Genomic DNA, 26,762 nt, shown 5'->3' with positions numbered 1-26,762 from the left:
CCGTGATCCCGAGGGTGGTGCTAGCACCCGACTCGTTCAAGTCGACCCTCTCGGCGGCCCGGGCCGCCGCCGCGATGGCCGACGGTTTCCGCCGCGTCCGCCCCGACGTGACGACCGAACTCCTACCCCAGGCCGACGGCGGCGAGGGCACACTCGACACGGTGCTGGCCGCCCGCCCGGACGCGACCGTCCGGAAGACAACGGTGAGGCTGCCGCGCGGCCCGCACGAGGCCCGCTGGCTCATGCTCGCCGACGGCACGGCGGTTGTGGAACTCGCCGAATGCTGCGGCCTCCCCCTCCTCGGCACCCACGACCCGGGCGGCGCCGACAGCGCCCCGCTGGGCACCGTCCTCCGCGAGGCCCGTCAGGAGGCCCGGCGCATCGTCGTAGGCCTAGGCGGCTCGGCCTCCACCGACGGCGGCGCCGGCTGCCTCCGCGAACTAGGCCTCCGCACCACGGACCACCACGGCCAAACCCTCCCACCCGGCGGCACCGCCCTAACCAACGTGACCACCATCGACACCACGAACCTGCTACCACCCCCACCCGACGGCGTCCTGGTCCTCTGCGACGTAGACGCACCCCTCTACGGCCCCCACGGCGCCGCAATCGTCTTCGCCCCACAAAAAGGCGCAAACCCCGCCCTCATACAGGTCCTAGACAACGGCCTCCACCGATGGGCGGACCTACTAGGCGGCACCCCGAACACCCCAGGCGCAGGCGCAGCAGGCGGCATCGCTTACGGCCTCTCAGCCTGCTGGAACGCGAAAACGGAATCCGGCGCCCGCTACCTCACCACCCTGACAGGCCTCCCGACCCGCATCGCGGGCGCCACACTGGTCGTCACAGGAGAGGGCCGCCACGACGCACAGTCCTACACCGGCAAGATCACCGGCCACATCATCAACCTCGCAGAACGCCACGGCGTCCCCGCCGCAGTAATCGCCGGAAGCGTAACAACGGAACACCCCGGCGTAACAATGCTCAGCCTCACCGACCTGGCAGGCTCACCCCAGGCCGCAATGAAAACCCCAGAACACCACCTCCGCCACGCCGCCGAACACCTCGCCGCCACCCTCCCCACCCCCACCACCTAACAACCAAGTCCACAGGCCCGCTCGACCATCAACAGGACGCAACGCGCCGCCGATGTCGCAGCGAACCGACGACCCTGCCCGCCACCGTTCCATACGCCGCCCGGCGGGGATGATCAACTGAGCGGTGCCGACTCTGGCCCGCCAGCACGCGGGGAGGGCGAATGTCGGCCTCAGCACGCGCAGGCACGCCAAGCCGCCCGGTTTTCTGGTTCAGAGCGTTCCGTCAACGACGCTCTAATACTTCGCTCAAGGGTGGGCAGTTCGGGTCGCATCGACCATGCGGGGAGCAGACCGGCCGGGCCTGGCAATCAACAAAGATCTGCTCGAAGAACGGGGGGCGCGGACGAAACCCACGTAGGCGGCGCTGTTGCAGCGGCGCATGGCGTTTAAATGATGACGATCGTGCCAGCGGAACATGCGCTCGCCAAAGGTCCCCCAGGCCGTCTATCCCAAACGCAGCAAGGGAGTACGGCCTGGGGTCGACCCGTCTGCATCCACATCGGGGGAGGCGTACGCCGCAAGCTTGGGCGTCAACGTTCCTTGTGGCGCTTCCCGGAGTGGCTTCTTCCTACGCCTGCTCTTGGTCGGCGGCCGCCCATTCGTTGGCGAGAACGGCGGAGTCCTTGATGAACTCCTCCAGTTCCGCGTCGGTAAGTTTCGCTTCCTGAACGAGCGCCATGAGCAGGTACATTTCGGCCCGCGCCACACTGACCGGATCCATCCCGAACGGCGGGCGCTCATTCAAGCCCTCGTCGCCCAGCGCGAATCGAAGAAGCTTCTCTGCGACACGAGGGTTCAACTCGTCCGCATGCTCCTCAAGACTGAGCCGATGATCGGCGACGTAGCGGATCAGTTGCGGAACGCTGTAGAGTGGTGAAAACTTCCTCTCTGCCGCCTTGGTGAATGCGGCGTAGAGGAGAAGCGAGTACCCGAAGTCCGTTTCGTCCTTCAGTAGATTTTCGTGCTGCTTCAGCCAAACCTCGGTGCCTTCGACCAAGAACGTACGCAGAGCTGCTACGTGTAGGTCGCTAATCGTGATGGGAGCCTTGCCTGTCATGTCGAGATCCGATCTGGGGGCGGGTGTGTCAGTCCAGGTGTTCGTCTGCTTCAGCGCGCGCCTTCGCCAGGAATGCCTCAAGCTCTGATTCGCTGAGATCGGCCTCGCCGATCAGCGCGGCGAGCAGGAGGACCTGAGTCTCCATCAGCGTGTCGCTGTCGATGTCGCCGGGTATCGATCCCTTGCCCAGTGCATGCGCGAGCACTTGCTCGGCTATAACCGGGTCGAGGCGTTCGGCGGCGATGGGGTTGATTTCGCGCTTCGTGGCAACGAAGTCAATGATTTCGCGATCACCGGCAGTCTTGCCATTGATGACGAAGCGCCGATCGACGGCTTCGAAGAAGGCGGCCGTGATCAGGGTTGTGTAAGTTGCCTGGGTTTCCGTGGAAACCAGCTCGTCGAGACGGCGTGCATACTCGTCTGTGTCCCCGGACAGTTGGGCGCGCAAGGTAGCGACGTGTTCGTCAGTGATCTTCATTCACGCTCCGCCTCTCTATTCTTGATCCTGTCCACTGTTCTGGTAATCGCACCAATGGCCGCTGTCGCTACTATGGCGGCGCCGAGTATCGCGTCCGTGGGATACGCTGCGGCATTCGTCGTAGGGGAGTGCATGGAACCGGTGTCGGTCTTCACTTCCGCTTTGCCAGCCGGTGGTGGCTTGTCTAGGAAGCCTTTTGCGCCTTCCGTTGCCTTCTTCACACCGTCCATCCCAGCCTGTAGCCGGTCAAGCGGCTCCCAGCGGCTCCGCCTCCTCTCCTCGAACTCGGCCTCCCGGTCCACAGGGTCCTCCTCCGGCGGGCGGAGTTCGCCGCGTCCGGGTGTTCCATCGCGTGGGAGATCGGGGAGCCATCGATAATCATTGCCCTCGTTGGCGGTCGAGGTTTCCGGTTGGGTCCCGGCATTCCTATCACGGGACTCGACCTGGCCGCCCGGCGTTCTGTCGTCGACACGGTAGACGGGTGTGGCCCAACGAGTGATGCCGTCGTTCGTTCTCGGCGGCCAGTCCGGAAGAGGCGCCGGTGCGTCAGGCCGTGGTGGGGGCTCGGACACACGGGGTTGGTCTTCGGCGGCTCGCTGATCTCCGGGGCCGGGGGCCTGATCGTCTGCTACTTCCTGGCCTTGACCGGTTGGCCCGTCCGGGTCCTGCTCGGTCGTGGACTCCGCGGTGCCGCTCCCCTGATCGGCGGTTTCGGACGATGGTTCCTCGTGTCGGGAAAGTGGCTGGTCCTGATTGTCGGGCTCGCCATCCTGGACCTGGCCGGCTTCGTCGGGCGGGCGGTGACTGGCCTGATCGGTGTCCTGGGAGTGGGGCTCCTCGTCAGCGAAGTCGGGTTGCTCGACCTCCTCGGCCTTGGCCTGTGCATCCGTGTCTCCGTCTTCCGAGCCGCGCTCGGTTCCAACGGCTTCGGTGTCGGGTGTCGGTGCGGTCTCGGCGCTTTCCCGCGTCTCGTCGGCGCCCTCGGGCTCGGCCGAGGTGTCCTGCGTCTCGCCGGCAATGTTGAGTCGCTCGGCTTCGCCGGTCTCCGGGCTGGTGTCGCGGTCGGCGGTGTTAAACGAGCGTTCCGCGTCTGGCGAGAGAGCCGAGTGGTCCTGCTCCTGTAGATCCAGGTTGTCGGCCTCGCCGTCCTGGGGCTGGTCGGTTTCGTCCGGTGGAGCGGGGGAGTTCCGGTCGGCGTCCTGGGAGTCGGGTTGCTCGGCGTCTTCGACTTCGGCTTGTGTGTCGACTGGGTTGCGGCCAGTGTCTTCGGCCCCGGTGTCGTGCTTCTGAGTCGTCTCGTCGAGCTGTTGTGTCTCTTCGCCGTCTTTGGACTTGGCCGTGGCGTCCTGCGTCTCGCCTGGTGTGTCAGGTTGCTCGGCCTTCTCGGTTCCCGCCTGCTTGTCCCTGTCTTCCGAGTCGTGCCCGGTCTCGGCGGGTTCTCGCGTTTCGTCGTTGTCCTCTTGCTCGGCAGTCGGTTCGGTGGTGTCGGCGCCTTCACGGGGTTTGTCGCTCTGTTCGGTTTGAGCTTGGCGTGCGGCGGCGATTTCGGCGGCTCTGGCGTGTTGTTCTTCGCGGGCGCGGCGGAGGCTTTCGAGGCGGGAGGGTTGGCGGGGAGAGCCGGGGTTGTCCGCCGGTGGTGGTGTGGGGCGGTCTTGGGTGTGGGGGGTGTCGGTGGTTTCGGTACGGGTGTCTGTGCCGTTGGTGCGTTCGACGCCCACGCCTGGTGCCCTTTCCGCCGGTGGCCGCAAGTCCGCATGAACGATCAGCCATATAACGGACTTTTCGCCCGTTCCTCTGCATTTCGGATGGGAGGTGGCGCGGGGTCGACCCTCCATGCGTCGCGTCCATGTAAGCGTGCATGTCGCCCCTTCGCACGTGCGAGATTCGTGCACATTGAACTGACCAGACGACTCGGCGGGATGACTGTGTGCTCTGTCATCTCTTCGTGTCCGCTATGCGTGAGAGGTAGACGTTGCCGTCGTACAGGCGGGAGAACCCAACGAATGCAGAAGCGCGAGAAAAATGTCGGGCCCTTCATGCTTGGGCGGACGCTGTGAGTCTCCGGGGGAGCGTCCTAGTTGAACCCCCCGAAGGTGCCCACCCTCTCTATCGCCTGGGCGGCACTGGCAGGGGAGGTTGGTTGACCCAGCAGCGTGACGATGGCATTTCGGGTGACGACCTCAAGAACCGGCGTCCCAAGAGGCCTAATGGGGGGTTGAAAGGCAAGGTCTTATGGCTGGCCGGTGAACCAGGTGTAGTGCGCCGCGGGCTCGCGTACGTGTCTACAGCGGCTCCGCACTACAGGAGTTTGCGGTCGATCTGAGAGGACCGCCGCTCATTGGTGTGTCGTGAACGCTACCGGATGGCTTGACGGGTGAGGCAACGGCATGGGCAGGCCTGGCCATTGAGCAGAGGCCTGCCGAGACGGACACGCCTGGAGTCCTAGCAACGCGAGGCACGTCAGACGACGAACTCAGAAACTGGTGTTCTAAGACACCTAGGCGCGACGGCTGGAGGAGGGATGATTCCCGGTCGGCACAGGTGAAACAGCGGCGGGGGACCCGGCTCGCGGCCAGGGCCTGCTGACGAGTACGCGATATTCCTGAGATCAGGCGACGGGAGGACGGCATTTTGGACGACGAATGCGAAAATTGGCGTCCCAAGAAGCCTTGATGGGTGGGGTGGGAGGAGGGACGCTGCCTGGTCATCCGGTGAGACAGGCGTAGAGCCGCCGCAGACTTGGGTACGTCTCCAGTGGTTCCACGCTGTAGACGTTCACGGTCGTCTAAATAGGCCTCGTTCATCGCTGTGTCATGACGCGACCGGAAGATTAGGCGGGCGTATCGCTGGTATGGGAGTTGACCCGTCCTTTCGGGTGGACGGGGGCCTGCTGATGTCGAGACGAGGTGCTTGGGGACCAATTAGCACGAGCAGGGTATATGTGCCGACGAACGTAGGAAATGGTGCCCCGAGAAGCGTAGCGTAGGGGGCAGACGAAGTGAGGCTTCCGGCTGGTCTGAGAAGTCAAATTAGAGCCGCTGCGAATTCCCGTTCGTCACTACAGCCGCTCTGGCTACGAGTTCTACGGTGGGCTAAGAGTCTCGCCCGCCAACAGCGCATCATGAATTCAATCTGATGGCTACAAGGAGAGCGATCCATTCTGGGGAGGTCAACTCAAGAACGGGACTTTGCTGTGAAGTGTGGGATCGCGGATAGCGACTACTGGAGCGGCGGACTGACTCATCTCCACACAGTGACCGCCTGCTTCGCCACGGCCGGACTTCCGCCCCTGAATATATGGCTTTTTTGTGGAGGGAACCACTTTCGAGCGGGGAAGTCGCTATGCGTGCTACGAACCTGATCGGATGATCGTTAGCAGTGCGGTCCAATCCAGGCGTGTGATCTCCAAAATGTTACCGATGTTGTTCTCCTTGGAATCGCGAATACCTACGGTTTGACGGTCATTGGCGGACGCTACTTCGACACACTCACTTCCTGCCTCACTGTGGCTAGCCTTGCGCCACTGTGAGTACTTTTCATTCATCCTCTGGCTCCTGCCTGGCTGGTCAGAGTCTCTGCGATCTCATTCAGTCTGGACAGACTGTCGTCGGGGGATAGAGCGACACGGCTGAGGTGATGATACCTTCGTGTATACCTCTCAACCTCTTCGGGTGCCGTGTGGACAACGTTAGTTGTGACCGTATCCACAACAGTCACTGGAGACTCATCAGCCTCCGGATAGGTGTAGACGTAGAACGGTACGGTAGGAAGCGGATACTTCGGGGCTCGGATATCTACCGGTAGGAGACGGACGGTGAGCTGCGGTGCTCCTGTGGCAGTATCGATGAGGTGGCGTATTTGAGCTGCGAGGACCTCTTCGGAAACGATGATCCGACGCAGAGCGACCTCGTCCAGGACTAGATCGTAGGTTGGACCACCAGGCCGCAGTAGCTCCTCCTGGCGGCGAAGCCGAGCTTTGGTCATCTTTGCGGGAGAGAAGTCTGTGGGACCTTCAGCTTTCGCCAGTTCGATCATTGCGGCGATCATCTCGGGTGTCTGGAGGGCGCCCGGGACAGAAGTGGGGTTGTAACTGCGAATGGTGTCCGCTCCGGACTCGAGGTCCGCGTAGGTGCGTTGGCGCCGCCCCATCGATTCACCGTAGGCGTCCCACCACCCCTTCTTGGCAGCGTCGGAGGCTAGGCGGACGATGTACGTCCACCGGTCGTCCGGCACTCCGAGAACGTCAAGAATGCGGATGACGTCGGCGACGTCAGGGCGGCCGCTGGCGTTCTCGAGGCGGATGATCTTCGTGCGCGAGTAGTGGATGCGCTTGGCCAACTCGTCTGCCAGCAAGCCTGCTCTTCGCGGAGTGCGCGAAGCTCGGCAGCGAGACGGTGGCATCGTGCGTACTGGCTACCCATGTCAACCCCCCGGGAACTGGAGCGTGTTCGTCTAGCTACCCTGTGTACACCACCGTTGAGACCTCGCGCGGCAAATTGAACGGGTTCGCTGGTCGAAAATGGTTACGCTTTCATATCGAACAGGATCGTATATGGCCGCACAATTTTCCTGCGTTTCGATGGTCTCGCTGAGCGTGCTAGTTCGTCCGTCCGATCACCGAGCGTCGGTGTCAGCACAGATCTAAGCGGGACCGACATGGTGCGGTCGATGGCGGGGGTGCTGTGAAGGGGCGCGGAAGGAGGTGTTCCGTGGAGTGGCCCTATTTGGGTGGTCCGGCCCAGCGGACGAGGTTGTGAAAAAGTTCGGCCTGCTCGATCGCGTCGTCCAGGGCGTTGTGGGTGTGCGGTCGGTCGGACAGCAGTTCGGCGGGCATCTGTCTCTTGGTCGAGCGGGTCACCATGGTGTTGGCCTTGGTGGCGTACAGGGTTTTGAGGTCCAGGTGCCGGGAGTGGCCGAACGGAGACCCGGTGTCGGTGAACCGCATCCAGTACCAGTACAGGAACATCCAGTCGAAGCCGAGTGGGTAGGCAACCAGCACTGGCGAGGCTCCCGCGGTAGCGGCCACCTCGGCTACCCAGGCCGAGGCGGCGTTCATCGCCTCGGCCGGGTCGCGGCCCTCGGCGGCGAGGCGATCATGCTTCAAGCCGCTGACCGCCACCGCTTCAGGCACGTAGGTGTCAGTGATCGGTTTCAGCTCTGCGTAGAACGTGTCCTTGGTCGGGTCGGTGGGTGTGAACGTGTGTCCATCGAACGTCCCGCAGGCCGACAACCCGAAGCTCTGCATGGAGTACGGCCCCGGGATCGGCCCGTCAGCCTCCACATCAGCCGAGATGTAAACTTCACGCTTAGGCATCGGCGTTCCTTCTAACGCTTTCTGGAGCGGCCGCTTCCCGGGTCTGGCCTTGCCTGGCGGACACCCACTGTTCGGCGAAATCAACGGAGTCTTTGATGAACTCCTCCAACGTTGCCTCGTCGATCACAACCTCGGCTGCCAACTCTGACAAAACTGCGCATTGGGCTGGGATGACGGCATATGGGTCATCTATTCCATCGTCGCTCCTTAGATCCGGGTCGCCGAGGACGTCTCGCATTAGATTCTCGGTCACTCGCGGATTGAGCTGCTCTCCGTCATCTCCAAGAGTCATGCGCAGATCCGCGACCCATCGAACGATCTCGGGGGTCGTGTATGTGGGTGAGAATCGGCGTCGCACCGCCACCACGAACCCGGCATAGATCATCGACATGTAACCGGCAGCCGCCTCATCGGTCGTCATTCGGCTGTACAGATCTTCCCACGTCTCGACGTCGCCATCCAGAAACGCGCGCAGCGCTGCTGCGTGGTCATCATCTATTTTGACTGCTGCCCAGTCCATTACTCGAACAGATCCTCGGCGTCGGCCCTCACCTTAACAATAAACGCATCCAGTTCCTCGTCGCTGAACTGTGCTTCTCCGACCAGTGCCGCCATGAGAATGATCTGGTGTTTGAAAGCTACCTCGGCGTCGAAGCTCCTGACCTCTTCGTTCGACGTTTGGCCGATCACATGTAGAATCATGCGCTCGGCGATCTCAGGATCGATTAGGTCTACGTTCTCTTCTGCGCGTGCACGAATAGAGCCGACGAAGTCGATTACTTCGGCCTTGTCCGCTACCTCGCCGGCCCGTATAAAACGTCGCTCCGCCGCCTCGAAGAAGGCCGCAGCGACAAGCGCGCTGTAGCCTTCGTTGGCCTTGGCCCGATCAAGTTGTTGAAGGAGCCTCTTGTGCTCTTCAGCGCGACCGGCGAGTTGAGCGTGCAGAGCTGCGACCTGCTCATCGGTTACTGCCATGATCCCTTCCTAGTGTTCGCCCTATCTCTGCGCGGAGCCAGCGGCTTCCAACGATTGCCTTTCTGGTCGCCCCAACCGTGATGATCGCCAAACCGATCACACCGATTCCCGCGTCCCCATACTTGATGGAGGTTTGTGTTGGCTGCATGTCAGGAGAGTTGCCCTTGACGACTTCCGGAGTGCTCTTCGGTGGAGGTCGATCCAAGAATTTCTTGACTTTGTCCGACAACTCGTTCGCGCTCTTGGCCGCATCGCCGGGCTTGTACACAGCAGCCCTTAGGCCCTCTCTCCTGCGTGACCTCTTTTCGGGATCGGTTTCGGAGTAGTCGCGGCTTGCCGGGTCGTCCTCTGGGTTGCGGAGTTCGCCGCGTCCGGGTGTTCCGTCTCGGGGGGCGTCGGGTAGTTCGCGGTATTTGGTCGATTCGTCGTTGGTGGTTTGGGTCTCGGCATTCCTATCACGGGGCTCGCCCTGGGTGCCCGGTGTTCTGTCGTCGACGCGGTAGGTGGGGGTGGACCATCGGGTGGTGCCGTCGTTCGTCCTGGGTGGCCAGTCCGGAAGGGGCGCTTGTGCTTCGGGCTGTGGTGGGGACTCGGGCCTGTGAGGTCGGTGCTCGGGGGCCGGGGCCTGTTCGTCCGCTACCTCTTGGGCTTGACCGGTTGGCTCGTCCGGGGTCTCCTCGGTCGCGGTTTCTGGGGCGGTGGTGTCGGACGATGGTTCCTCGTGTTGGGGGAGCGGTGGCCGGCCCTGGTCCTGTGGGTCCTGGTTGTCGGCATCACCGACCTGGGGCTGCTCAGTCTCATCGGGCGGGCGATGGGCGGTCTGGTCGGTGTCCTGGCTGTGGGCTTCTTCGTCCGAGAGATCGGGTTGTTCGGTCTCATCGGAGTTGGGTTGTGCGCCTTCCGGGTCGCGGTCGGCGGTGTTAGACGGTTGATGCTCGTTCTGGGGGAGTGGCGGACGGTCGTGCTCCTGTAGTCCTTCGGGTTCGGTTTCGTCCGATGGGTCGGGGGCGGTCCGCTCGGTGTCCCGGGTGCGGGTTTCCTCGTCGTCGGTGTCGGGTTGCTCGGCGTCTCCGGTTTCGGGTTGCGTCTCGTCGGCGTCCTTGGGCTCGGCCTCGGCGCCTTGCGACTCGTCCGAGATGTCAGGTTGCTCGGTCTCGGCCTGTGAGTCTGGGTCTTCCGGGTCGCGGTCAGCCTCGCTGGATTGAGTGTCGGGCTCGCACGTCTCGTCGTTGTCCTCTGGTTCGGCCGGGGTGTCTTGTGTTTGGTCTGTGTCCTCGGTGGAGGAGGTGTCCTCGCGGGGCTTGTCGCGTTGTTCGGTTTGGGCTTCGCGGGTCGCGGCGATTTGGGCGGCTCTGGCGTGTTGTTCTTCGCGGGCGCGGCGGAGGCTTTCGAGGCGGGAGGGTTGGCCGGGGGCGCCGGGGTTGTCCGGTGGAGGGGTGGAGGGCCGGTCGTGGGTGTTGGTGGTGTCGGTACGGGTGTCCGTGCCGGGGGTGCGTTCGACGCCCACGCCTGGTGCCCTTTCCGCCGGTGGCCGCAAGTCCGCATGAACGATCAGCCATATAACGGACTTATCGCCCGTTTCCCTTGCATGTCGGATGGGAGGTGGCGCGGAGTCGACCCTCCATGCGTCGCGTCCATGTAAGCGTGCATGTCGCCCTTTCGCACGTGCGAAATTCGTGCGCGGCGAGCCGGGCTGACGAGTCGACGGGATGACTATGCGAAGTGCCAGGTATTCGTGCCTGACATGAGCGGGGAGCGGCGTTGTCGTCACGGCGGCGTGAGAAGCCAACGAATGCGGGAGCGCGGGTGAACGCCGGACGGACGGTGCCTACCGAGGCAGCCGGACGTGTGCCTGTGCTCTCACGTCAGTGGGTGTGCACTGCGCTCGGTAACGCACCAGGGCACCAATATGCGTCCCGGCTCCCGGAGCTTCGCTGCACCTGGTCGACAGCTCCGTCCGCTACGTGCGCGAGAACCAGTCGTCAGTGTCGCGGTGGCGGGTGAGTCCGACCGCGTCGAACTCGTCGAAGTGTCTGCCCTTGGCGACGCCGAGCCGCCGCAGAGCCTGCGAGATCGGGGACCCGGTCGGCGGGAACCGCTCGTCCACATTCTTGTACAGGGGGCCGAGGGCCACTTTGCCCGCGTCCCAGACCTGCGCGGCCTGCATCCCCGTGCCGCCGAAGTAGTCCGCTTCGACGTAGGCCACGGGCCCTGTTTCCGAGCACGTGATGAGCATGCGTTCGAAGCCCGCAGGTGCCTTCCAGAACCCGTCGAGTTCGGCTGCATCCGGAACCGTGATCGCGTCGAACAGCGCGTCGGTCATCGGCAGGAGCCACAGGCCTTGGTTGAGAGGGACGAAGCAAGCCTCCGCGACCTGGCCGACCAACTTGCGAAGGACATGTTCGGCTGCGACGGCGGCCTGGAGGTAGTACATCTGCTCATTCTCGCCCAATCGCCGAGGGGCCGAGGACGCCGAATCTGACACAAGCAGGCGAGGCATGGCCGGACCGGTCGGGGGCGGGCCCGTTGGGTTCGAAGGCGTACGCGGAAGGTATCGGCTCGGCAGGGGACGTTCGGCGTCACCAGTTCCGGGTGGCGATCAGTTCCTCGGGGTCGGCGTTGGAGAACCCGTAGCCGGTGGCGATGAACCAGAACTCCTCCCCGATCACCTCGCGGGCGGCCGTTTCGAGTTCGCTGCCGGCATTCACGAACTCTTCTTCCAGGTCGTTGAACTCCTCGGTCGCGGCGTGCGTCAGTCGGTAGAGCTCCTCCAGGTCGGCTGGCGCGTCGGCCTCGATTTCCTCGCACAGCCTCAGCAGGATCGCCTTCCCCTTGTCAACGAGGTGATCCGGAAAATATCCGTCGTCGTACATGCCCTTGAGGAACTCGTGCCCAAGGACGTTCTGGTTGGTCAACGGCATCTCGGCTGCCTCCTAGCGTGCGTGTGGGTTGAGGTTGCCGATCGTAACCGGGGCCGCTGACATCGGCGCCCTGAAGCGAAGCCGACTCGCGTACGCCTCGATCGGTTTACCGCAACGCGTGGCCGGATCCTGCCTCCGCAGGTGAGGTAGCCGCAGTCGATTTCGAAGTGAATGACTCCTTGTCAGTAACAAAGTGTTGATCTATCTTCGAGCAGCACAGAACACTCATTGTTCGATGAGTTGTCATGAATCGAACGCGGTCGGTCGTTGGCAAGTAAGGCTGATCGCAAGAAGGGAGACGATGGGTGATGAGGTATGTGAAACCCGTGTTCGTGATCGCGATGGGAGTCGCGATGTCGGTCACGGCCATGGCCGCTCCGGCCGCAGCGGAGCCGTTATCCGATGGGGCGGAATGGGTCGCGTTAGGTGACTCCTACCAGGCGGGGACCGGAACGGAGGAGTACACCGGTGACTGCCACCGCTCGAAGTGGTCGCACATCTCCCTACTCGACGCCGAGGGATCGGGACCGAAGCCGCTGGCCTTCGTGGCCTGTGAAGGCGCCACCAGCCATGACCTCTACCGGAGCATGAACGGCGAGCCGCCCCAGGCGGACGCGGTACTCGACAACGCCGGTTCGATCCGGGTCACCACGCTCGGAATCGGCGGGAACGACCTGGAGTTCGGACCGCTCATCACCAGGTGCGTGACCCGTCACTGGGTCGGACGGTCCTGCGCGAGCGCCTACGACGATCAGGTGCAGGCCAACTTCGACAGGCTGGTGAACACTCTCGACCCCGCCACGGGTCTCAACCGGCTCCAGGCCGTCTACACCGACCTGTTCCACCGGGCGCCGCTGACCCGCCTCATCACCCCCACCTACGCCAAATTCTTCCCCCGCCGCGGTGGGTGGCGCTGGTGGGAGAGCGGCCTGCTGATCAAGCGATGCCACGCGGTCCGCGTCAGCGACCAGTTGTGGATCAACAACTGGATCAGGCGCCTGGACGACGCGATCATCGGGTCCTCGCAGAGCGTCGGAGCCATCCCGGTGGACTTCTACGCCGCCTCCGACGGCCATGAGCTGTGCAATCCCGATGGCAACGACAACTACCTGAACGGGATCAGCCTCAACCCACGTTACAACTCTTTCCACCCGACGAAGTTCGGGTACCAAGTCAATGCGAATCACCTGCGTCCGGTGATCAGACAACAGCTCGCCGCGCCGCCCAGGCGAAACACCAAGGTGCCGACTCCGCTCCCCAAGGCCAACACCCCGCCGAAGGCTCGACTCACACTCACTCAGCATGGTGACACCATCAAAGTCGACGCCTCTGGCTCCCACGACCCCGACGGCGAGATCGTCCAGTACCTCTGGGAGTTCGACGACGGGACGATGGATGACGGGAAATCCATCTCTCATACCTACAAGAAGGCCGGAACCTACACCGTCACGCTCATCGTGATGGACAACGAAGGCGAGATGGGCTTCGCAACGGCCGATGTGGTCAGGGTGAAGTAGCCGACAAGGCGCGCATGGAGTTTTCTCGATATCGCCCCGAGTCACTTCCGATCTTCGAAGGCTCGGGGCGTTATCGCTTGACCCTACCGAGCCGTGGGGACGACCATCAAAGCACGCGAACGCCAGGACGGGATCGTTCATGACCATTCGTGACCGGATCAAAACGATCGACCCGGTGGCGCTGGTGGCGCTCATCGTAATCGTTGTTGGCGCGTACCGGCTATATGACGCCGCGGGCAGGGCCGCGCCGGTGGTGGATTTCGGGACCAGCGTGGAGAAGCGGATAGCGCGAGAGGCGCGGCCGCATGTCTACATCTCATCCGGGGTGATAGGCCTCGGCGCTCTGGCGTTGTTGGCGGGCGGGCGGCGGATCGCGGCGCTGCTGGTCGCTCCCGCCGCCGTCGTACCGGCGCTCCTCCTCGCCTTCACGTCCGAATCCATGGCATTGCCGTTCCTCGCGGCCGTGGCCACCATTCCGCTCGCGATCGGGGCGGGGATCGCCGCGGTCCTCAAGCCGCGACAGACACGATGACTCCCAGACGAATCCGTGCGGCGACGGCGTACCGTTCCTCGGGCAGGAGTTGGGCCGGTCGCCTCGTGATATACGGACTCGGCGGCGTCGCACGTCATTTTTCGCTTCTCTGACCGACGGTGTGAGTCATGCGACGCACCTGGTCGAACGCGTCCGACTCAAGGAAGTACGGGCTGTGCGTGGCGTAGGGGATTTGATGCCGCGCTTCAGGCTCACCCGAACCCGGGGTGCTGCCGTTTGACCGGCAAGGCTCTGTGGGCTGATCTTTGCAATCCGCATACGCAAGGATGAGTTGACCTCGTGACCATTCGTGACCGGATCAAACGCATCGATCCCGTGGCTATGGTGGCGCTCGTCATCATCGCCATCGGCGTCTGCTGGCTCTACAGCGCCATGGGCCGAGCCGTACCGGTGGTGGACTGGGGAACCAGCGAGGAGCAGCGGACGGCGAGGGAGGCGCGGCCGCACGTCTACGCCGCGTCCGGTGTGATCGGCCTCGGCGCTCTGGTGTTACTGGCGGGCGGAAGGCGAATCGCCGCGCTGTTGGTCGCCCCCACCGCCCTCGTACCGGCGGTCCTTCTCGCCTGCACGGACCCGTCCTGGGCGCTGCCGCTGGTCGCGACCATCATCGCCATTCCGTTCGCGATCGGAGCCGGAATCGCGGCGGCCTTCAACCGGCGGCGGGCGCGATGACGTCGCCAGGCAGCTGCTGCGGGTTCCGTGCGGCTGCGCCCGAGAGCCCAGGGACCTCTTGTCGCGTCCCGGTGTCGAATCCGCGTGCCGGTCATCGGGTGGGGGCGGAGCCGGTCGTCGCGAACACGGGTTCGGCGCAGTTGGGCCGGACGACTTCCGCATTGTCCCCTGGCTGAAGACGGGCGGCGGAGGAGCGTCCTCGCAGCAAGAGGACGCCAATGGTCACCAGTTCCGCTGCTCCTGCGGCCTGTTCGGGCGGGGAAAACGTCGGCCCGCGCCTGGACGGCTTGGTGCCGTTCTTCCAGCGTCGCCACCCGACGCGCGCCTGGCTGGTTGCGAGTGCCACTCGGTCTGGGCCGGTGTGGTCGCCGCACCTCCACACTGAATCGTCATGTGTTCGGCCGAGAACGGGCTGCGCGGACGCACGGGCGGTGGACATTCGGGTGCCCCGTGCACGGGGCCTCCACGCGCGTATCCCAGGCGTCCGTATCAGCTCTGACTAGGGGATTCGCGGGTGCTCGCCGGTTCGTGCTGTGACGATGAACACGCTCGATGACGAACCGGACGCACACTGTTGAGGAAACCCATGTCCTGCCTGATTTCCGCCACGACCGTCCCGGTGAGCGCGCTGCGCTGGCGGCGTGCCTTTCCCCGCGAACTCGACCAGGCACGCGCCGCCCGCCGCTTCGGCGCGGCGCTCCTCGCCGACTGTCCGCAGCTGGACGACGTGCTCCTCGCGGTCGACGAGCTCGTGGTCAACGCGCTCCGCCACACCTAGTCGGGGCAGCCCGGCGGCGTGTTCGCCGTCAAGATCGTCCGCTGGGACGGAGAGGTCTCCGTCTCCGTCACCGATGAGGGCGCCCCATCCGAACCCGCCGTCACCGACACCGAGGACTACGCCGAATCGGCGTCGAGGCGGGTGATCGCCTCGATCGCCTCCGGTTTCGGGATGCCGGACGCGGTGACGCCGGGGAACAGGGCGTCGAAGGCGTCCCAGGACGTGCGGCCGGGGGCGAGGAGGCCGCCGACCCTGGAGCTGAGGTGCTGGACGCTGCCGCGTTCCCTTCACGGTCATGAATCCCGTGACCTGGACGGTGCTGGGATCGCAGACCTGGTACCTCCTCCTGGGAGGTGCGGACGGACACGGCGAGCTCGTAAATCTCCTTAGGGTCGGTCTCCAGGTCCTGCCGGGTGCAGACGTCGGTGGCGGCGCCGAGCCCGAAGGCGCGGGGGCCCGCGAGGGGCTGGGCGGGACACCGCCCGTGGAGTCCACCGCCGCCAGGACCTCGGGGTTGAAACCGGTGGCCTGGAAACCGTCGAGGTCGAGCAGGAACGAGCGCGCCGGGGTGTTCGCGTGATGTCCACGTATGTAGGTCGCGACGATGTCGACGGGACGGACGGCGTCCAACCGCCGGGACACGATGACCTTCTGGTAGCGGCCCGCCCTGATCTCCGCGACGGCCTCGGCGACCTGGGCGCGGTAGCGGTTGCCGCCGGCCCGGATGTCGACCGGTGACGGCGCGTCCACGGTGAGGGGCACGGCCTCGGTCAGCAGCGCGGCGACCTGTTCGGCCTCGGCCGCGTCGCCGGTGATCCGGGCGCGGCCGTCCTCGACGCGTACCTCGGTGCGGGGGACGAGCAGGGTGCGCGAGCCTGCCGCGGCGGGGCCGGGACGCGGCGAACTCGAACGCGTTCCACCTATAGGCCCGGGTGGGAAGCGGGGCGTCGTCGAGGGCCGTGCGGAGGGCGTCGACCGGGCGGCCCGTCCAGGTGTGGGAGGTGGGGTCTCGCCCCGCCAGCGGGTGTGGACATGGGACGCGTCGAGGACGACCTCCCTGCGGAGCCGCCCGCGAACGTCCAGAGGCCGGGTCGTTCGTAGCCCACGTACTCGGTGAACATCCGCGAGTCGCCCCAGGCGGGACATCAGAGATAGGAGGTCGGAGGCGGTCTCGACGACCGGCTCGGCGGGTTTCGCGTCAGCGTGCGGAGCGATGACCAAGGCAGCCAACTCCCGGGTTCACGGGCCCGGAACCGTCCCGCAACTTAGGCGAGGCTAACCTTCTCCGTTTTTCCGGGCCAAGGTCGATGCGTGAAGCGTCGGCGAGGCCGCCTGGACCCTCGCAACCATTGCGTGGTTAGGTGAGGCTAACCTAAGATCGCCCCGACACTCCCCGAACCCCTGGACCCCCTGGAAGGACACCGGTCCTCTATGCGCACCATTATGCGGCGTATGGCCATCACCGCCGCGCTCGTGCCCAGTCCGGGCACGGTCGCCGCGTGCGGCGAAGACGAACCCGCGGACGACGCCTCGGCCGGCAACGCCGCGGCCGGGGCGTTCCCGGTCATGATCACCCACAGGCTCGGCCCCGCCAAGATCGAATCCGTGCCGAAGCGTGTCGTCGCCCTCGGCGTCACCCCCGTCGGGATGGTCGAGCCGACCGGCGTCCGGCCCGACGGCCTCGCCCCCTGGAGCGCGCCGAAACTCACCGGTCGGAAGCCGAAGTCGCTCAAAGCGGGGGAGGCCGGGTCCAACCGGGAGGAGGTCGCGGCGCTGCGTCCCGCCCTGTTCCTCGTGGCGGGGGACTTCACCATCGACAAGGAGTACGCCAAGCTGGCGCCGACCGTCGCCTACCAGACCGGGCCCGCCGAGTTGAGCATGGAGAAGATCTCCGTGCTGCTCAGCCACTACAACGACGACCCCGCCACGCAGAAGAAGATCGAGGGCGACAGGCTGTTCAGCGACCTCGCCGTCGTGAAACGCGGTTCGCACGTGGCGCTCGACCCCAAGTCCTTCTGGCCGCCGCGCACTCCGGCCCCGCTGTGGGTGCCGTACGTCGCCGACCAGGTCGTCCCGAAGATCGCCAAGGCGTCCGCCGCGGCGAAGTCAGTCTGAGGACCCGCCGATGTCAGAGGAGTGCGTACAGCCCCCCGTGCATGACGTGGTGGGCGTCGGATTCGGTCCGTCCAACCTGGCCCTCGCCGTCGCGCTCGACGAGGCCGCGGGCGACGGCGCGGACGCGGTGTTCTTCGAGAAGCAGCAGGAGTTCGGCTGGCACCGGGGCATGCTCATCGACGGCGCCACCATGCAGGTCCACTTCCTGAAGGACCTGGTGACGCTGCGCAACCCCGCGAGCCCCTACTCGTTCCTGGCGTACCTGCACGCCCGAGGCCGCCTCATCGACTTCGTCAACCACAAGACGATGTTCCCGACGCGGTTGGAATTCCACGACTACCTCGAATGGGTCGCCGCCGCGTTCACCGACCGGGTCCGTTACGGGTCCGAGGTGGTCGCGCTGCGCCCTTACGACGACGACATCCTCGAAGTCGTCGTGCGGTGTGACGACGAGCTGGAGAGGCACCTGACCCGCAACGTGGTCATCGGCGCGGGCCTGGAGCCCGTCCTGCCGGACGGCGTCCAGGCTGGCGAACGGATCTGGCACACCGAAGACCTGCTCACCCGCCTCGGTGAACGTCCCGGATGGCACCCGAAGCGCCTCGTCGTCGTCGGCGCGGGGCAGAGCGCCGCCGAGGCCGTCGAATACCTGCACCGCTCCTTCGTGGACGCCGAGGTGTGCGCGGTGTTCGCGCGGTACGGGTACTCGCCCGCCGACGACAGTTCGTTCGCCAACCGCATCTTCGACCCGGAGGCCGTCGACCACTACTACGCGGCCCCCGACGAGGTGAAGCGGATGCTGTTCGAGTACTCGCGCAACACCAACTACTCCGTCGTGGACCTCGACCTCATCGACGAGCTGTACCGGCGTTCCTACGCCGAGAGGGTCGCGGGCGCCGAACGGCTCCGCATCCTCAACGCCTCCCGCCTCGTGAACGTCAGGGAGGAGCCCGGGGGAGTGCGCGCGAGGGTGCGGTTCATGCCGACCGGTGAGGAGACCGACCTGGACGCCGACGTCCTCGTCTACGCCACCGGCTACCGAGAGCGCGACCCCCTCGCCCTGCTCGGCGAGGCCGCCGCGCACTGCCGGACCGGCTCCGACGGACGTCCCGTCGTGGAACGCGACTACCGTGTCGCCACCGCACCCGGCCCCCGCTGGAACGTCTACCTTCAGGGCGCCACCGAGCACAGCCACGGCATCGCCTCGTCCCTGCTGTCCATGACCGCCGTCCGCACCGGCGAGATCGTCCGTTCCATCGCCCGCCGCTCCGCTCCCGTCACCCAGGAGATCTGACATGACCAACCCGTTCGACGACCCCGACGGCACGTTCCTCGTCCTCGTCAACGACGAGGGCCAGCATTCCCTGTGGCCCGAGTTCGCCGATGTCCCCGCCGGGTGGACGACCGCGTTCGGGCCCGCCGCGAGGCCGGACTGCCTCGCCCACATCACCGAGAATTGGACCGACCTGCGCCCGCGGAGCCTGCGGACCTGACGCGGTCCTGCCCCCCGGCCGCCTGGTCCCACGGAAGCCGTTCCGGCGCATCGTCCCTGGTAGACCACCCGTGTGACACTTCACGGGGGGCGTGCGCTGAACATGGTGGGAGCCGGTGCGCGATGGCGCCCGCGGGCTGTTGAGGAGGGGAGCCCGCGCGGCGACCGGACGCGCCGGTGGTCGCCGGCGGGCCGGACGGTCCCGCGGTGCCGGGGCGGACGCCGCGGGACCGTCTCGCCCGCCGGCCACCCGTCCCGCTCGGCCTGACCGCCGGGTCCGGCCGCCGGGCGCCCTCGCCGTGGACCTCGTCCGTCTCACCCCACCTGCCCGCCTCACCCCACCTGCCCGCCTCACCCCACCTGCCGGCCGCGCCTCTTCCTGCGGCGGCACCGCAATAAACCGACCCTGGTCGTTGCTGTCGATGACGGGGAAGATGATCGGTAGTGGGCGGTGTGACGGACGAGGCGGGAGGGGCGCATTGATCCGTTCCGAAGCGGGCGTGGCCGGTGCGGAGGACGTCGGGCCCGCGCGGCCCCCACGACGGGCACGGCGGGGGCGGGCACAGGAACAGGCACGGGAGAAGGCACAGGCGCAGCGGGTCGCGGCCGCCGACGCGTTCTTCCTGCACGTCGAGAGCGCCGCCGTCCCGCAGGTCGTCGGCGGCGTCGCCGAGTTCGCCGGGCCGGGGCCGTCCGCCGAGCGGGTGCGTGACCTCATGGCCGAGCGGTTGCCCCGGCTGCCGCGCCTCACACAGCGGATCGTCCCCGGCGGCCCGGTCCGGCGGCCCCGCTGGGTCGACGCCGGCGAGATCGACCTCGACCGGCACGTCCGGTCGATCGACCTGCCCGCGCCCGGCGGTCGCCGCGCGCTCGACGCCCTCGTGGCCCGCCTCGTCGCCGCGCCCCTCGACCTCGACCGTCCCCTGTGGCGCGTCTGGCTCGTCGCGGGCGGGGCGGCCGGGCCTGACGCCGTCGTGATCCTGCTCCACCACGCCATCGCGGACGGCATCGGCGTCGTCGACATCCTGCGCGGCATCCTGGAACCGCCGCTCCCGGAGGCGGCGGCGATACGGGGACCCGGCGGGTTCGTGCGCGCCGCCGCCGTCGTCCCCGGCCTGATCCTGCTCGGCCTGGACGGCACCGCGCCGACCGTGTCGCTCGTCCGGAACGGCACCGGCGACATGGGGCCCGAACGTGTCTTCGGGACGGTCACGCTGCCGCTCGACCGGGTGCGGGACGCCGCCAGGTCCGCCGGTGTCCGCGTCACCGACGTGCTGCTCGCGCTGGTCGGCGAGGTCGTCGCGGATGTGCTCGCCCGCCGCGGTGAACGCGCCGACGGCCGGGCCCTGCGCGCCGCCGTGCCGATGACGCTGCGCGCGCCCGCCCCGCCCGGCCGGGGCCGCACCGCCGTGCCGGGCAACCTGACGGCCGCGCTGCGGCTGGACGTCCCCGTCGACCCGATGCCCGTCCACGAGCGGCTCGCGGCCGTGCACCGGTCCGCCGAGCGGCGCCGCGGGTCGGGCCGGGCGGTGGCGAGCACCGCCGTGGTCGGCCTGCTCGGCGCGCTGCCGCCGTGGCTGCACGCCCGCGCCGCGCGTGGCACGTACCGGGGCCGGTACTTCGGCGGGATCGTGTCCAACATGCCCGGTCCCGCGGTGCCGATGTCGATGGCGGGCGCGCCGCTCGGCGACGTCCACCCGATCCTGCCGCTGGCCGACGGCGTGCCGTTCGCCGTGGGCGCCCTGAGCTGGAACGGGGCGCTGCACATCTCCGTGACGGCCGAGCCGGCGTCGCTGCCCGAGGCGGGCGCGTTCACCGGCGGTATGGCGCGGGCGTTCGAGGAACTGACCGCCGGTCTCGGCGCGGACGGCGGCACCCGGGCCGGAACACCCTGATGGCATGGTCCGCCGCGTTCAGCCTGCTCGCCGCGTTCCTGTTCGCCGGGGCGGCGGCGTTGCAGTACCGCGCGGCCAGACGCGCCGTGCGCGGCGGCCTGGACGCCACGGCGGCGCAGGGCCTGATCCGGCGGCTGGTCCGCGACCCGGTGTGGCTGACCGGATGGGCCGTGAACCTCGCCGGGTTCTGCTCGCAGGCCGTCGCGCTGCACTTCGGGTCGACCGCCATCGTTCAGCCGCTACTGGTCACCCAGCTCGTGTTCACCATCCTGCTCGGCACGGTCGGCACCGGACGCCGTCCCGTGCGGATGGACCTGCTCGGCGGCGTCGCCGTGTCGGCGGGCCTCGCCGTCCTGTTCACGGTGCCGGGCGCGATCCCGCCGGAGGGGGAACCGTCCCGACCGCGGCTGCTGCTCGCGGGGCTGATCGCCCTGCCGCTGGTGATCGTGCTGTCCCGGGCGGCGTGGCTGCGCCGGGGCCGGGTCAGGGCCGCGCTCCTCGGCGTCTGCTCGGGCCTGTTCTTCGCCGCGACCGCCGTGCTGATCAAGCTCACCACGGCCAGCCTCGTCGACCACGGCGTCGCCGCGACCGCCGTCGACTGGCCCGGGTACGCCCTCGCCGGGAGCACGTTGCTCGGGCTCATCCTGGAGCAGCGGGCGTTCGCCGCCGGGTCGTTGCCCGTCGCGATGACCGCGATGACCATGACGAACCCCATCGCGTCCTACCTGGTGGCGGTGCTCGCCTTCGACACCCTCCCGCCGCGCACGGTGTCCGCGTTCGTCGCCGTGTCGGTCACCGCCCTGCTCCTCACCGCCGGGGTGGCGATGCTGTCACGTTCCACGGCCGCGACCCGGCGGCACGAGTCGACCCCCGAAGGGTCCGTGCCGTGAGGCGGCGTCCGGCGCGCTGCGCGGGCAGTTCCACGTAGCGGTGCGTCAGTCCCTCGGAGCCGAGGACGACCGTGACCAGCAGCACGCCCCAGGCGAGCCGGACGAAACCGGGAAGGGTTCCAGGCTCGCGCCCGGCGGCGTGCCACACCACCTGGATCACCAGCGGGTGCAGCAGATACAGCGAATAGCTGACCAGCCCCGACCAGACCAGGGCCCGGGGCATCGGACGGTCGCGCAGCAGGAGGGCGGCGAGGAACGTCAGCCACGCGGCGCCCACGGCCACGGACCAGTCGAGGCCGAGCGGGTTCGGATTGGCGTGCAGGGCCCACGGGGTCGGCGCGCGCAGCCCCGCGACCAGCGTGAACACCGCGACGACGGAGATCGTCGCGACGGCGGGCCGCACGCGCAGCCGCCCGTCCTGGACGCCGCGGACGGCGGTCCCGGCGAACATCGTCGCGATGACGCACAGGCTCTCGATGGCGCCGATGCGGCTGTTGAGGACGAGCAGGCCCAGCGCCAGCGCCGCCACGACCGCGACCCCGACGCGGCGCACGCCGCGCCGAGGGGAGGCCATCGCCGCGAGCCCGCCGACGAGGAACACCACGGCGACGAGGATCGTCCCGCCCGGCCACCGCGACGCCAGCAGCCCGGACGGCAGCGCGACGCCCAGGATCGCCGCGCCGACACCGAACCCCAGCGCCACCCGGGCGCTGGAACGATGCACACCGGCGACGAACATGGCCGTCACCAGCAGGTAGAACACCATCTCGTAGGACAGCGTCCAGTAGACGTTGAGGGCGTTGGGGACGCCCAGGAGGTCCTGCATCATCGTCAGGTGCGCGAGGGCCGACGCCCACGGACGGTCGCCGAGCGCGGCGGGCAACCCGTAGGACACGCCCGCCGCGCCGAGCAGCAGCGCGAGCGCCGCCGACACCGCCCAGGCGGGGTAGAGCCGGAAGGCGCGGCCCACCCAGAACCGTTCGACGCCGCCACGCCGTTCCAACGAGGACGGCACGACGTATCCGCTGACGAGGAAGAACACGAACACCCCGTACCGGCCGAAGTCGAACCACGGGCTCGCCGTCTCGCGGACCTCCGGCAGCAGCACGTCGAGGGAGTGCTCGAACACCACGACCAGCGCGGCGAGACCGCGCAGGGCGTCCAGCGAGTCCATCCGGGGCGCCCTGTCCGGGTGGGTGCCGATCCGTGTTTCCGGGGATGTCAGGGTGTTCGTCGGCATTCGGGCCACCCTAGGGGCCGCGATCCGGTGAGGGAGCCCCGACGCTGTGTGACGAGTCCCACACGTTCCCGGACGGGTCAGCCGACCTGGCCGGGCTTCCGCCACATGAGCCAGATCGGCGGCGCGCCCCTGCCCGGCAGCGCCAGCTCCCGCGTCACCCGGAACCCGAACCGCTCGTAATAGGGCACGTTGCGCTCTTTCGAGCTCTCCAGATAGGCGGGGACGCCCTCGGCGTCGCAGCGGTCGAGCCGCGACCGTAACAGCGCGCCGCCCAGCCCGTTCCCCTGCGCCGGGGGATCGGTGCCGATCACCGCCAGGTACCAGTGCGGCTCACGGGGATGATGCTCCTCCACCAGGCCGAGCGTGCGCAGTGAGGTGGGCGTCCGTGTGCCGAAGGCGCGCATCAGCGGCACGGCCTGGGTCAGCTGCACGCGCATGGGCACGCGCCAGCGGTCGGGCGGGGCCCACAGCGCCGCCGCCTCGGTCCGCGCGCCGCGTCCGGCGAACTCGGTACCGCCGGTCGGGAGATGCACCCGGCGCAGCATCACCTCGAACAGGCCGGTCAGCCGCCGTACGCGGGTGGCGTCGTCCGGCACCAGCCAGCTCCAGAGCGGATCGTCGTGGAAGGCGCGGCCGAGGACGGCCGCGAGCGCGGCGGCGTCGCCCGCACCCGCCGACCGGACGACCGGGGACGTTCTGGGCTCGTCTGTCATGATGCGCGGCCTCCCGGGGGACGCGCCGATCTTCACCGTCGCGCGGCCGCACGTCAAGGGCGCACGAAACCGGCGCCTGGCCAAGGGCGCCTCGAACGACGGCTCGCCGTCGTCCGCCCGCCTCCTTCGGTCCAGGTGGGCTGGATGAGTCGATGCTCGCTAGGGAGGATGCGGTGTGCCCCGACGGCAGTCAGTCGGTCCACGCGATCGTCGTGTTCGGTCTGGTCGAGCCGCAACGGCGAACGGAACGCGGCCGTGCCTCGGACGGTTGCTCACGCCCTCGAATGCCGGCGGTTACGGCGTTGGTGGGTGCGGCGTGGGTGGGTGCGGCGTTGACGGGTACGGCGTTCGGCGCGGGCCCGGCCGAGTTCCTCCAGGACGAGGGCGGAGCCGACGCCGAGCAGCCAGGAGTCCTTGGCCAGCGGGATGCCCTGCGCGGTGGGCCGCACCCCGCCGGGCTCCCGCATTCCGGGCAGCCGCAGGTACAGGCCCGCCAGCCCACCGGCGAACGCGGTGAGCGCCGCGCCCGCGACCAGCGACGGGACCAGCGGGACCAGCAGCGCGGCGCCGAGCGTGACCTCGGCCGTGCCGAGCCTGCGGGTGAACTCGCGGGCGTCCTGCGACTCCAGGAACGGATAGGCGGTCTTGGCCATGCCGTGGGTCTGCTCGGCCAGCTCGTCTCCGCCCTTGAGCTTCGACAGCCCCGAGTTCAAGACGAACGCCCCCACGATGAGCCGGGCGGGTATCTGGTGAGCGCGAGCTAGAAGACGCATCGTCGGTTCATTCCCGCCGTCCGTCCCCTACACTTGCCGCCGGGTCAAGTACCGTTGACGGACGTGACGGCTCGACCGGACGGACCACCGCCCGCACCCGAATGGGCCCCCGAGCGCGAGGTCACCCCGGAACTCGCCGCCGCGCTGATCGGACGGAGCTTCCCCGAGCTGCGCGACGCCCCCGTGGAACGACTCGCCACAGGCTGGGACAACACCGTCTTCCTCGTCGGCGGGCGATGGGCGTTCCGGTTCCCGCGCCGCCGGATCGCCGTCGCGGGGGTCGAGCGCGAGATCGCGACACTGCCCGTCCTGGCGCCACGGCTTCCGCTGCCGGTGCCGGTGCCGCGCTTCGTCGGCGAGCCGTCCGGCGACTTCCCCTGGCCGTTCTGGGGCGCGCGGATGATCCCGGGCCGCGAGTTCGCCGACGCGCGCCTTCCGATGGAGCGGCGGGCCGTCCTCGCCGCCGAGACCGGCGCCTTCCTGCGGGCCCTGCACGACCCGGCGCTCGCCCGCGAGGTCGGCGCCGGGCTGCCCCGCGACCCGATGGCGCGGGCCGAGCCGGCGCGGCGGGCGGAACGGACGGTGGACCGGCTGGACGCCCTCGTCGCGCTCGGCGCGTGGCGGCGCGCCCCCGCCGTGGACGACTTCCTCGCCGCCGCCCGCGACCTGGATCCGCCCGGCGGCGACCCGGTGGTCGTCCACGGGGATCTGCACGTCCGGCATCTGCTGCTCACCCCGGACGGACGGGCCGCCGGGGTGATCGACTGGGGTGACGTGTGCCTGGCGGACCCGGCCCTCGACCTGTCCCTCGCCTACTCCGGGTTCGAGGGGGCGGCCCGGGCCGCGTTCCTGGAGGCGTACGGGCCGGTGCCGCAGGACCGGGAGGCCGCGGCGCGGACACTGGCGCTGAACCTCGGCGCGACGCTCGCCGAGTACGCCGCGGGCACCGGCCGCGCGGCGCTGCTCGCGGAGGCGCTCGCCGGGATCGGCCGCGCCGTCGCCGCATGACGCCGGTTCCCGGCCGCCTGTTCACGACGGCCTGTTCACGGCGGCTGGTTCCCGGCCGGACGTGGGGTCAGTGCCGCATGTAGACGCGGACGACGGTGCCGTCCGGGCCGGTGTGCATCCGGACGAGGTCGGCGAGATGGTTGACCATCAGGATGCCGCGCCCGCCGTCGGGGCTCATGTGGACGGGCCGCCGCCCGGCGAGCGGGTCGGTGATCGTCCCGGCGTCGCGGATCTCGCAGACGACCTGGCCGTCCTCCGCCCACAACCGCGCGGTGCCCGCCCCACCGCCGTGCAGGCACGAGTTGGCGGCCAGCTCGTTCGCCGCGAGCTCCAGATCGCCCACCGCCCGCGGCCCGAGGCCGAGCCGCGCCGCCCACCGGGTGACGAACTCGCGGACGAGGGGCAGCGCGTCGAGGTCGAAGGTCATCGTGACCGCGTCGGCCGGCTCCGGCAGCGGCCTGTTGTAGGTGCGGATCACCCGGTCGGGCGCGTAGTCGGCGCTCGGGTACTCGTCGTCCCGGTCGATGAGGACCGGATGGGTGGCGCGGGCGTCGGCGATCACGACTTCGTCCAGACCGGACATGTCGTAGGGGCACAGGATCGACACGTCGCGTCCGTCGAACGCAAGGTTGATCAGCGCCTCGTGCTGGGCGCAGGCCGGGTACTCGGTGGCCGACCGGCCGGGCCATATCGGCTCACCGATGATCCGTACCCGCCCGGCGCTATGTCGGTCGGCGAAGTCGCGCAGCACACCCGGGATGATCCGGCCGGGGTTGCGCCCCGCTTCGGACATGTCGAGCCAGGACACCTCGGCGGCCATGTCGCCCACCGCGTCGCGCAGCACGGTCAGCCGGTCACCCGGCACCGCGACGGCGACAGGCTCGCCTGCCTCGCGGCCCGCCCGGATGAAAGGGACGGTTCCCGCGAGGTACTCCTCGTCGCCCCGGTAGAACAGGGCGGGGTGGTAGAAGGCAGGAGGGACGAGCGGGTCGCGCGGCAGCGTTCCCGGCCCCCCGGAGCTGGGACTCATCGCGCGGTCGCTCCATGAAGAACGATGGTCATCTGCACGTGCATCGGGTCGAGCGTACGCGCCGGAGAACGCTGCGGCGAGGCGACCCGTGGACCGTGTCCCCCGCGCCGGGCGTCACTCCGACTGAACAATGGTCACGGCGACGATTACCCGCCGATGACCAATGAAAACGGGCGAAGACCTTCAAATTATACTCGCGGCCGTCGACGTGCGGCCACAGGTCACCGATTTCACCTCATCCTGG

At 67.9% G+C, this 26,762-nt stretch carries 27 protein-coding genes and 2 pseudogenes; 12 read left to right on the top strand and 17 right to left on the bottom strand.

All coding sequences use genetic code 11. The annotated features are described in order from the left end of the window. The first annotated feature begins 2 nt into the window (after window positions 1–2). On the top strand, window positions 3–1,097 hold the full coding sequence (locus D0T12_RS27235; protein WP_199487728.1) for a glycerate kinase: 1,095 nt from the start codon (window positions 3–5) through the stop codon (window positions 1,095–1,097). 568 nt (window positions 1,098–1,665) lie between these two features. Here D0T12_RS27235 and D0T12_RS27230 read toward each other — a convergent pair. From D0T12_RS27230 to D0T12_RS27180, 11 genes are all read right to left on the bottom strand, one after another. After that, window positions 1,666–2,154 (bottom strand): hypothetical protein, encoded by a 489-nt coding sequence (locus D0T12_RS27230; RefSeq protein WP_117402879.1) that lies wholly within the window; start codon window positions 2,152–2,154, stop codon window positions 1,666–1,668. A 28-nt stretch (window positions 2,155–2,182) separates the two neighbouring features. Beyond that, on the bottom strand, window positions 2,183–2,632 hold the full coding sequence (locus tag D0T12_RS27225) for a hypothetical protein (RefSeq protein WP_117402878.1): 450 nt from the start codon (window positions 2,630–2,632) through the stop codon (window positions 2,183–2,185). Beyond that, window positions 2,629–4,350: a midas domain-containing protein gene (locus tag D0T12_RS35005; protein WP_147339650.1), complete on the bottom strand. Its 1,722-nt coding sequence runs from the start codon at window positions 4,348–4,350 to the stop codon at window positions 2,629–2,631. The genes D0T12_RS27225 and D0T12_RS35005 overlap by 4 nt, the downstream gene beginning before the upstream one ends. A 1,631-nt stretch (window positions 4,351–5,981) precedes the next feature. Further along, entirely contained in the window at window positions 5,982–6,176 is a 195-nt protein-coding gene (locus D0T12_RS27215) for a DUF397 domain-containing protein (RefSeq protein ID WP_117402876.1), read from the bottom strand. Continuing rightward, window positions 6,173–6,985, bottom strand: a complete 813-nt coding sequence (locus D0T12_RS27210) for a helix-turn-helix domain-containing protein (protein ID WP_158581646.1) — start codon at window positions 6,983–6,985, stop codon at window positions 6,173–6,175. Before D0T12_RS27210 ends, D0T12_RS27215 begins: the two co-directional genes overlap by 4 nt. 367 nt (window positions 6,986–7,352) lie before the next feature. Then, a complete protein-coding gene (locus tag D0T12_RS27205; RefSeq protein ID WP_199487727.1) occupies window positions 7,353–7,877 on the bottom strand; it encodes a 3'-5' exonuclease family protein in 525 nt (174 codons plus the stop codon). A 61-nt stretch (window positions 7,878–7,938) separates the two neighbouring features. After that, window positions 7,939–8,466, bottom strand: a complete 528-nt coding sequence (locus tag D0T12_RS27200; RefSeq protein ID WP_117402872.1) for a hypothetical protein — start codon at window positions 8,464–8,466, stop codon at window positions 7,939–7,941. Next, a complete protein-coding gene (locus D0T12_RS27195; RefSeq protein WP_117402870.1) occupies window positions 8,466–8,921 on the bottom strand; it encodes a hypothetical protein in 456 nt (151 codons plus the stop codon). Before D0T12_RS27195 ends, D0T12_RS27200 begins: the two co-directional genes overlap by 1 nt. Beyond that, entirely contained in the window at window positions 8,905–10,428 is a 1,524-nt protein-coding gene (locus tag D0T12_RS35000) for a hypothetical protein (RefSeq protein WP_147339649.1), read from the bottom strand. The genes D0T12_RS27195 and D0T12_RS35000 overlap by 17 nt, the downstream gene beginning before the upstream one ends. Window positions 10,429–10,881: 453 nt before the next feature. Further along, window positions 10,882–11,355, bottom strand: coding sequence for a hypothetical protein (locus D0T12_RS27185; RefSeq protein ID WP_117402866.1), 474 nt, complete (start codon window positions 11,353–11,355; stop codon window positions 10,882–10,884). Window positions 11,356–11,500: 145 nt separating this feature from the next. Beyond that, entirely contained in the window at window positions 11,501–11,842 is a 342-nt protein-coding gene (locus tag D0T12_RS27180; RefSeq protein WP_117402864.1) for a DUF5713 family protein, read from the bottom strand. Window positions 11,843–12,150: 308 nt separating this feature from the next. On the opposite strand from D0T12_RS27180, the gene D0T12_RS27175 reads away from it, so the two are divergent. The 4 genes from D0T12_RS27175 to D0T12_RS36040 all read left to right on the top strand — a co-directional run bounded on the left by D0T12_RS27175 (window position 12,151) and on the right by D0T12_RS36040 (window position 15,362). Then, a complete protein-coding gene (locus tag D0T12_RS27175; RefSeq protein ID WP_117402862.1) occupies window positions 12,151–13,359 on the top strand; it encodes a PKD domain-containing protein in 1,209 nt (402 codons plus the stop codon). 139 nt (window positions 13,360–13,498) lie between these two features. Beyond that, on the top strand, window positions 13,499–13,891 hold the full coding sequence (locus D0T12_RS27170) for a hypothetical protein (protein ID WP_117402860.1): 393 nt from the start codon (window positions 13,499–13,501) through the stop codon (window positions 13,889–13,891). A 300-nt stretch (window positions 13,892–14,191) separates the two neighbouring features. Beyond that, on the top strand, window positions 14,192–14,584 hold the full coding sequence (locus tag D0T12_RS27165) for a hypothetical protein (protein ID WP_117402858.1): 393 nt from the start codon (window positions 14,192–14,194) through the stop codon (window positions 14,582–14,584). 586 nt (window positions 14,585–15,170) lie between these two features. Beyond that, complete coding sequence (locus D0T12_RS36040) at window positions 15,171–15,362, top strand: hypothetical protein (protein ID WP_199487743.1); 192 nt, start codon at window positions 15,171–15,173, stop codon at window positions 15,360–15,362. A gap of 116 nt (window positions 15,363–15,478) precedes the next feature. Here D0T12_RS36040 and D0T12_RS37465 read toward each other — a convergent pair. Further along, window positions 15,479–15,586: pseudogene (locus tag D0T12_RS37465) on the bottom strand (hypothetical protein); the annotation flags it as partial. A gap of 71 nt (window positions 15,587–15,657) precedes the next feature. On the opposite strand from D0T12_RS37465, the gene D0T12_RS36030 reads away from it, so the two are divergent. Further along, window positions 15,658–15,942: a hypothetical protein gene (locus D0T12_RS36030; protein ID WP_199487742.1), complete on the top strand. Its 285-nt coding sequence runs from the start codon at window positions 15,658–15,660 to the stop codon at window positions 15,940–15,942. Here the strand turns inward: D0T12_RS36030 and D0T12_RS37460 are convergent. Further along, window positions 15,912–16,508: pseudogene (locus D0T12_RS37460) on the bottom strand (hypothetical protein); the annotation flags it as partial. The gene D0T12_RS36030 and the pseudogene D0T12_RS37460 overlap by 31 nt on opposite strands. Before the next feature lie 306 nt (window positions 16,509–16,814). Between D0T12_RS37460 and D0T12_RS27155 the strand changes: the two are divergent. The 5 genes from D0T12_RS27155 (at window position 16,815) to D0T12_RS27135 (ending at window position 21,754) form a co-directional block, all read left to right on the top strand. After that, window positions 16,815–17,477 carry an ABC transporter substrate-binding protein gene (locus tag D0T12_RS27155; RefSeq protein ID WP_117402854.1) on the top strand — a complete coding sequence of 221 codons (663 nt, stop codon included), beginning with the start codon at window positions 16,815–16,817 and terminating at the stop codon, window positions 17,475–17,477. Between the two features lie 10 nt (window positions 17,478–17,487). Further along, the gene (locus tag D0T12_RS27150; protein WP_117402852.1) at window positions 17,488–18,771 is read left to right on the top strand and encodes a lysine N(6)-hydroxylase/L-ornithine N(5)-oxygenase family protein; all 1,284 of its coding nucleotides are present in this window, start codon (window positions 17,488–17,490) and stop codon (window positions 18,769–18,771) included. Between the two features lies 1 nt (window position 18,772). Beyond that, window positions 18,773–18,970 (top strand): MbtH family protein, encoded by a 198-nt coding sequence (locus tag D0T12_RS27145; RefSeq protein WP_117402850.1) that lies wholly within the window; start codon window positions 18,773–18,775, stop codon window positions 18,968–18,970. A 478-nt stretch (window positions 18,971–19,448) separates the two neighbouring features. Further along, window positions 19,449–20,864 carry a wax ester/triacylglycerol synthase domain-containing protein gene (locus tag D0T12_RS27140; protein ID WP_158581645.1) on the top strand — a complete coding sequence of 472 codons (1,416 nt, stop codon included), beginning with the start codon at window positions 19,449–19,451 and terminating at the stop codon, window positions 20,862–20,864. After that, window positions 20,864–21,754: a DMT family transporter gene (locus D0T12_RS27135; RefSeq protein ID WP_117402846.1), complete on the top strand. Its 891-nt coding sequence runs from the start codon at window positions 20,864–20,866 to the stop codon at window positions 21,752–21,754. Before D0T12_RS27140 ends, D0T12_RS27135 begins: the two co-directional genes overlap by 1 nt. Here D0T12_RS27135 and D0T12_RS27130 read toward each other — a convergent pair. The 3 genes from D0T12_RS27130 to D0T12_RS27120 all read right to left on the bottom strand — a co-directional run bounded on the left by D0T12_RS27130 (window position 21,672) and on the right by D0T12_RS27120 (window position 24,480). After that, window positions 21,672–22,994 (bottom strand): acyltransferase family protein, encoded by a 1,323-nt coding sequence (locus D0T12_RS27130; RefSeq protein WP_117402844.1) that lies wholly within the window; start codon window positions 22,992–22,994, stop codon window positions 21,672–21,674. The genes D0T12_RS27135 and D0T12_RS27130 overlap by 83 nt on opposite strands. A 77-nt stretch (window positions 22,995–23,071) precedes the next feature. Beyond that, on the bottom strand, window positions 23,072–23,707 hold the full coding sequence (locus D0T12_RS27125) for a GNAT family N-acetyltransferase (RefSeq protein ID WP_117402842.1): 636 nt from the start codon (window positions 23,705–23,707) through the stop codon (window positions 23,072–23,074). A 272-nt stretch (window positions 23,708–23,979) separates the two neighbouring features. Continuing rightward, window positions 23,980–24,480: a hypothetical protein gene (locus D0T12_RS27120; protein ID WP_117402840.1), complete on the bottom strand. Its 501-nt coding sequence runs from the start codon at window positions 24,478–24,480 to the stop codon at window positions 23,980–23,982. A gap of 63 nt (window positions 24,481–24,543) precedes the next feature. On the opposite strand from D0T12_RS27120, the gene D0T12_RS27115 reads away from it, so the two are divergent. Beyond that, window positions 24,544–25,488: a phosphotransferase gene (locus D0T12_RS27115; RefSeq protein WP_117402838.1), complete on the top strand. Its 945-nt coding sequence runs from the start codon at window positions 24,544–24,546 to the stop codon at window positions 25,486–25,488. Between the two features lie 67 nt (window positions 25,489–25,555). Here D0T12_RS27115 and D0T12_RS27110 read toward each other — a convergent pair whose 3' ends face one another. Then, window positions 25,556–26,518: a sensor histidine kinase gene (locus D0T12_RS27110; RefSeq protein WP_117402837.1), complete on the bottom strand. Its 963-nt coding sequence runs from the start codon at window positions 26,516–26,518 to the stop codon at window positions 25,556–25,558. Window positions 26,519–26,762: the final 244 nt, after the last annotated feature.

The sequence above is a fragment of the Actinomadura spongiicola genome, assembly GCF_003432485.1.
Taxonomy (GTDB): Bacteria; Actinomycetota; Actinomycetes; order Streptosporangiales; family Streptosporangiaceae; genus Spirillospora; species Spirillospora spongiicola.
Note: the sequence above shows the minus strand (reverse complement) of the source record. Positions and strands in the feature narration are given on the sequence as shown.

Bases quoted from the DNA above. Each gene is read 5' to 3' on its own strand.
- D0T12_RS27130 (WP_117402844.1), bottom strand. From the start codon at position 22,994: ATGCCGACGAACACCCTGACATCCCCGGAAACACGGATCGGCACCCAC.
- D0T12_RS27150 (WP_117402852.1), top strand. From the start codon at position 17,488: ATGTCAGAGGAGTGCGTACAGCCCCCCGTGCATGACGTGGTGGGCGTC.
- D0T12_RS27175 (WP_117402862.1), top strand. From the start codon at position 12,151: ATGAGGTATGTGAAACCCGTGTTCGTGATCGCGATGGGAGTCGCGATG.
- D0T12_RS27135 (WP_117402846.1), top strand. From the start codon at position 20,864: ATGGCATGGTCCGCCGCGTTCAGCCTGCTCGCCGCGTTCCTGTTCGCC.
- D0T12_RS27120 (WP_117402840.1), bottom strand. From the start codon at position 24,480: ATGCGTCTTCTAGCTCGCGCTCACCAGATACCCGCCCGGCTCATCGTG.
- D0T12_RS27215 (WP_117402876.1), bottom strand. From the start codon at position 6,176: ATGAATGAAAAGTACTCACAGTGGCGCAAGGCTAGCCACAGTGAGGCA.
- D0T12_RS27180 (WP_117402864.1), bottom strand. From the start codon at position 11,842: ATGCCGTTGACCAACCAGAACGTCCTTGGGCACGAGTTCCTCAAGGGC.
- D0T12_RS36040 (WP_199487743.1), top strand. From the start codon at position 15,171: ATGTCCTGCCTGATTTCCGCCACGACCGTCCCGGTGAGCGCGCTGCGC.
- D0T12_RS36030 (WP_199487742.1), top strand. From the start codon at position 15,658: ATGAATCCCGTGACCTGGACGGTGCTGGGATCGCAGACCTGGTACCTC.
- D0T12_RS27145 (WP_117402850.1), top strand. From the start codon at position 18,773: ATGACCAACCCGTTCGACGACCCCGACGGCACGTTCCTCGTCCTCGTC.
- D0T12_RS27155 (WP_117402854.1), top strand. From the start codon at position 16,815: ATGGCCATCACCGCCGCGCTCGTGCCCAGTCCGGGCACGGTCGCCGCG.
- D0T12_RS27125 (WP_117402842.1), bottom strand. From the start codon at position 23,707: ATGACAGACGAGCCCAGAACGTCCCCGGTCGTCCGGTCGGCGGGTGCG.
- D0T12_RS27200 (WP_117402872.1), bottom strand. From the start codon at position 8,466: ATGGACTGGGCAGCAGTCAAAATAGATGATGACCACGCAGCAGCGCTG.
- D0T12_RS27170 (WP_117402860.1), top strand. From the start codon at position 13,499: ATGACCATTCGTGACCGGATCAAAACGATCGACCCGGTGGCGCTGGTG.
- D0T12_RS27205 (WP_199487727.1), bottom strand. From the start codon at position 7,877: ATGCAGAGCTTCGGGTTGTCGGCCTGCGGGACGTTCGATGGACACACG.
- D0T12_RS27225 (WP_117402878.1), bottom strand. From the start codon at position 2,632: ATGAAGATCACTGACGAACACGTCGCTACCTTGCGCGCCCAACTGTCC.
- D0T12_RS27110 (WP_117402837.1), bottom strand. From the start codon at position 26,518: ATGAGTCCCAGCTCCGGGGGGCCGGGAACGCTGCCGCGCGACCCGCTC.
- D0T12_RS27230 (WP_117402879.1), bottom strand. From the start codon at position 2,154: ATGACAGGCAAGGCTCCCATCACGATTAGCGACCTACACGTAGCAGCT.
- D0T12_RS27195 (WP_117402870.1), bottom strand. From the start codon at position 8,921: ATGGCAGTAACCGATGAGCAGGTCGCAGCTCTGCACGCTCAACTCGCC.
- D0T12_RS27185 (WP_117402866.1), bottom strand. From the start codon at position 11,355: ATGTACTACCTCCAGGCCGCCGTCGCAGCCGAACATGTCCTTCGCAAG.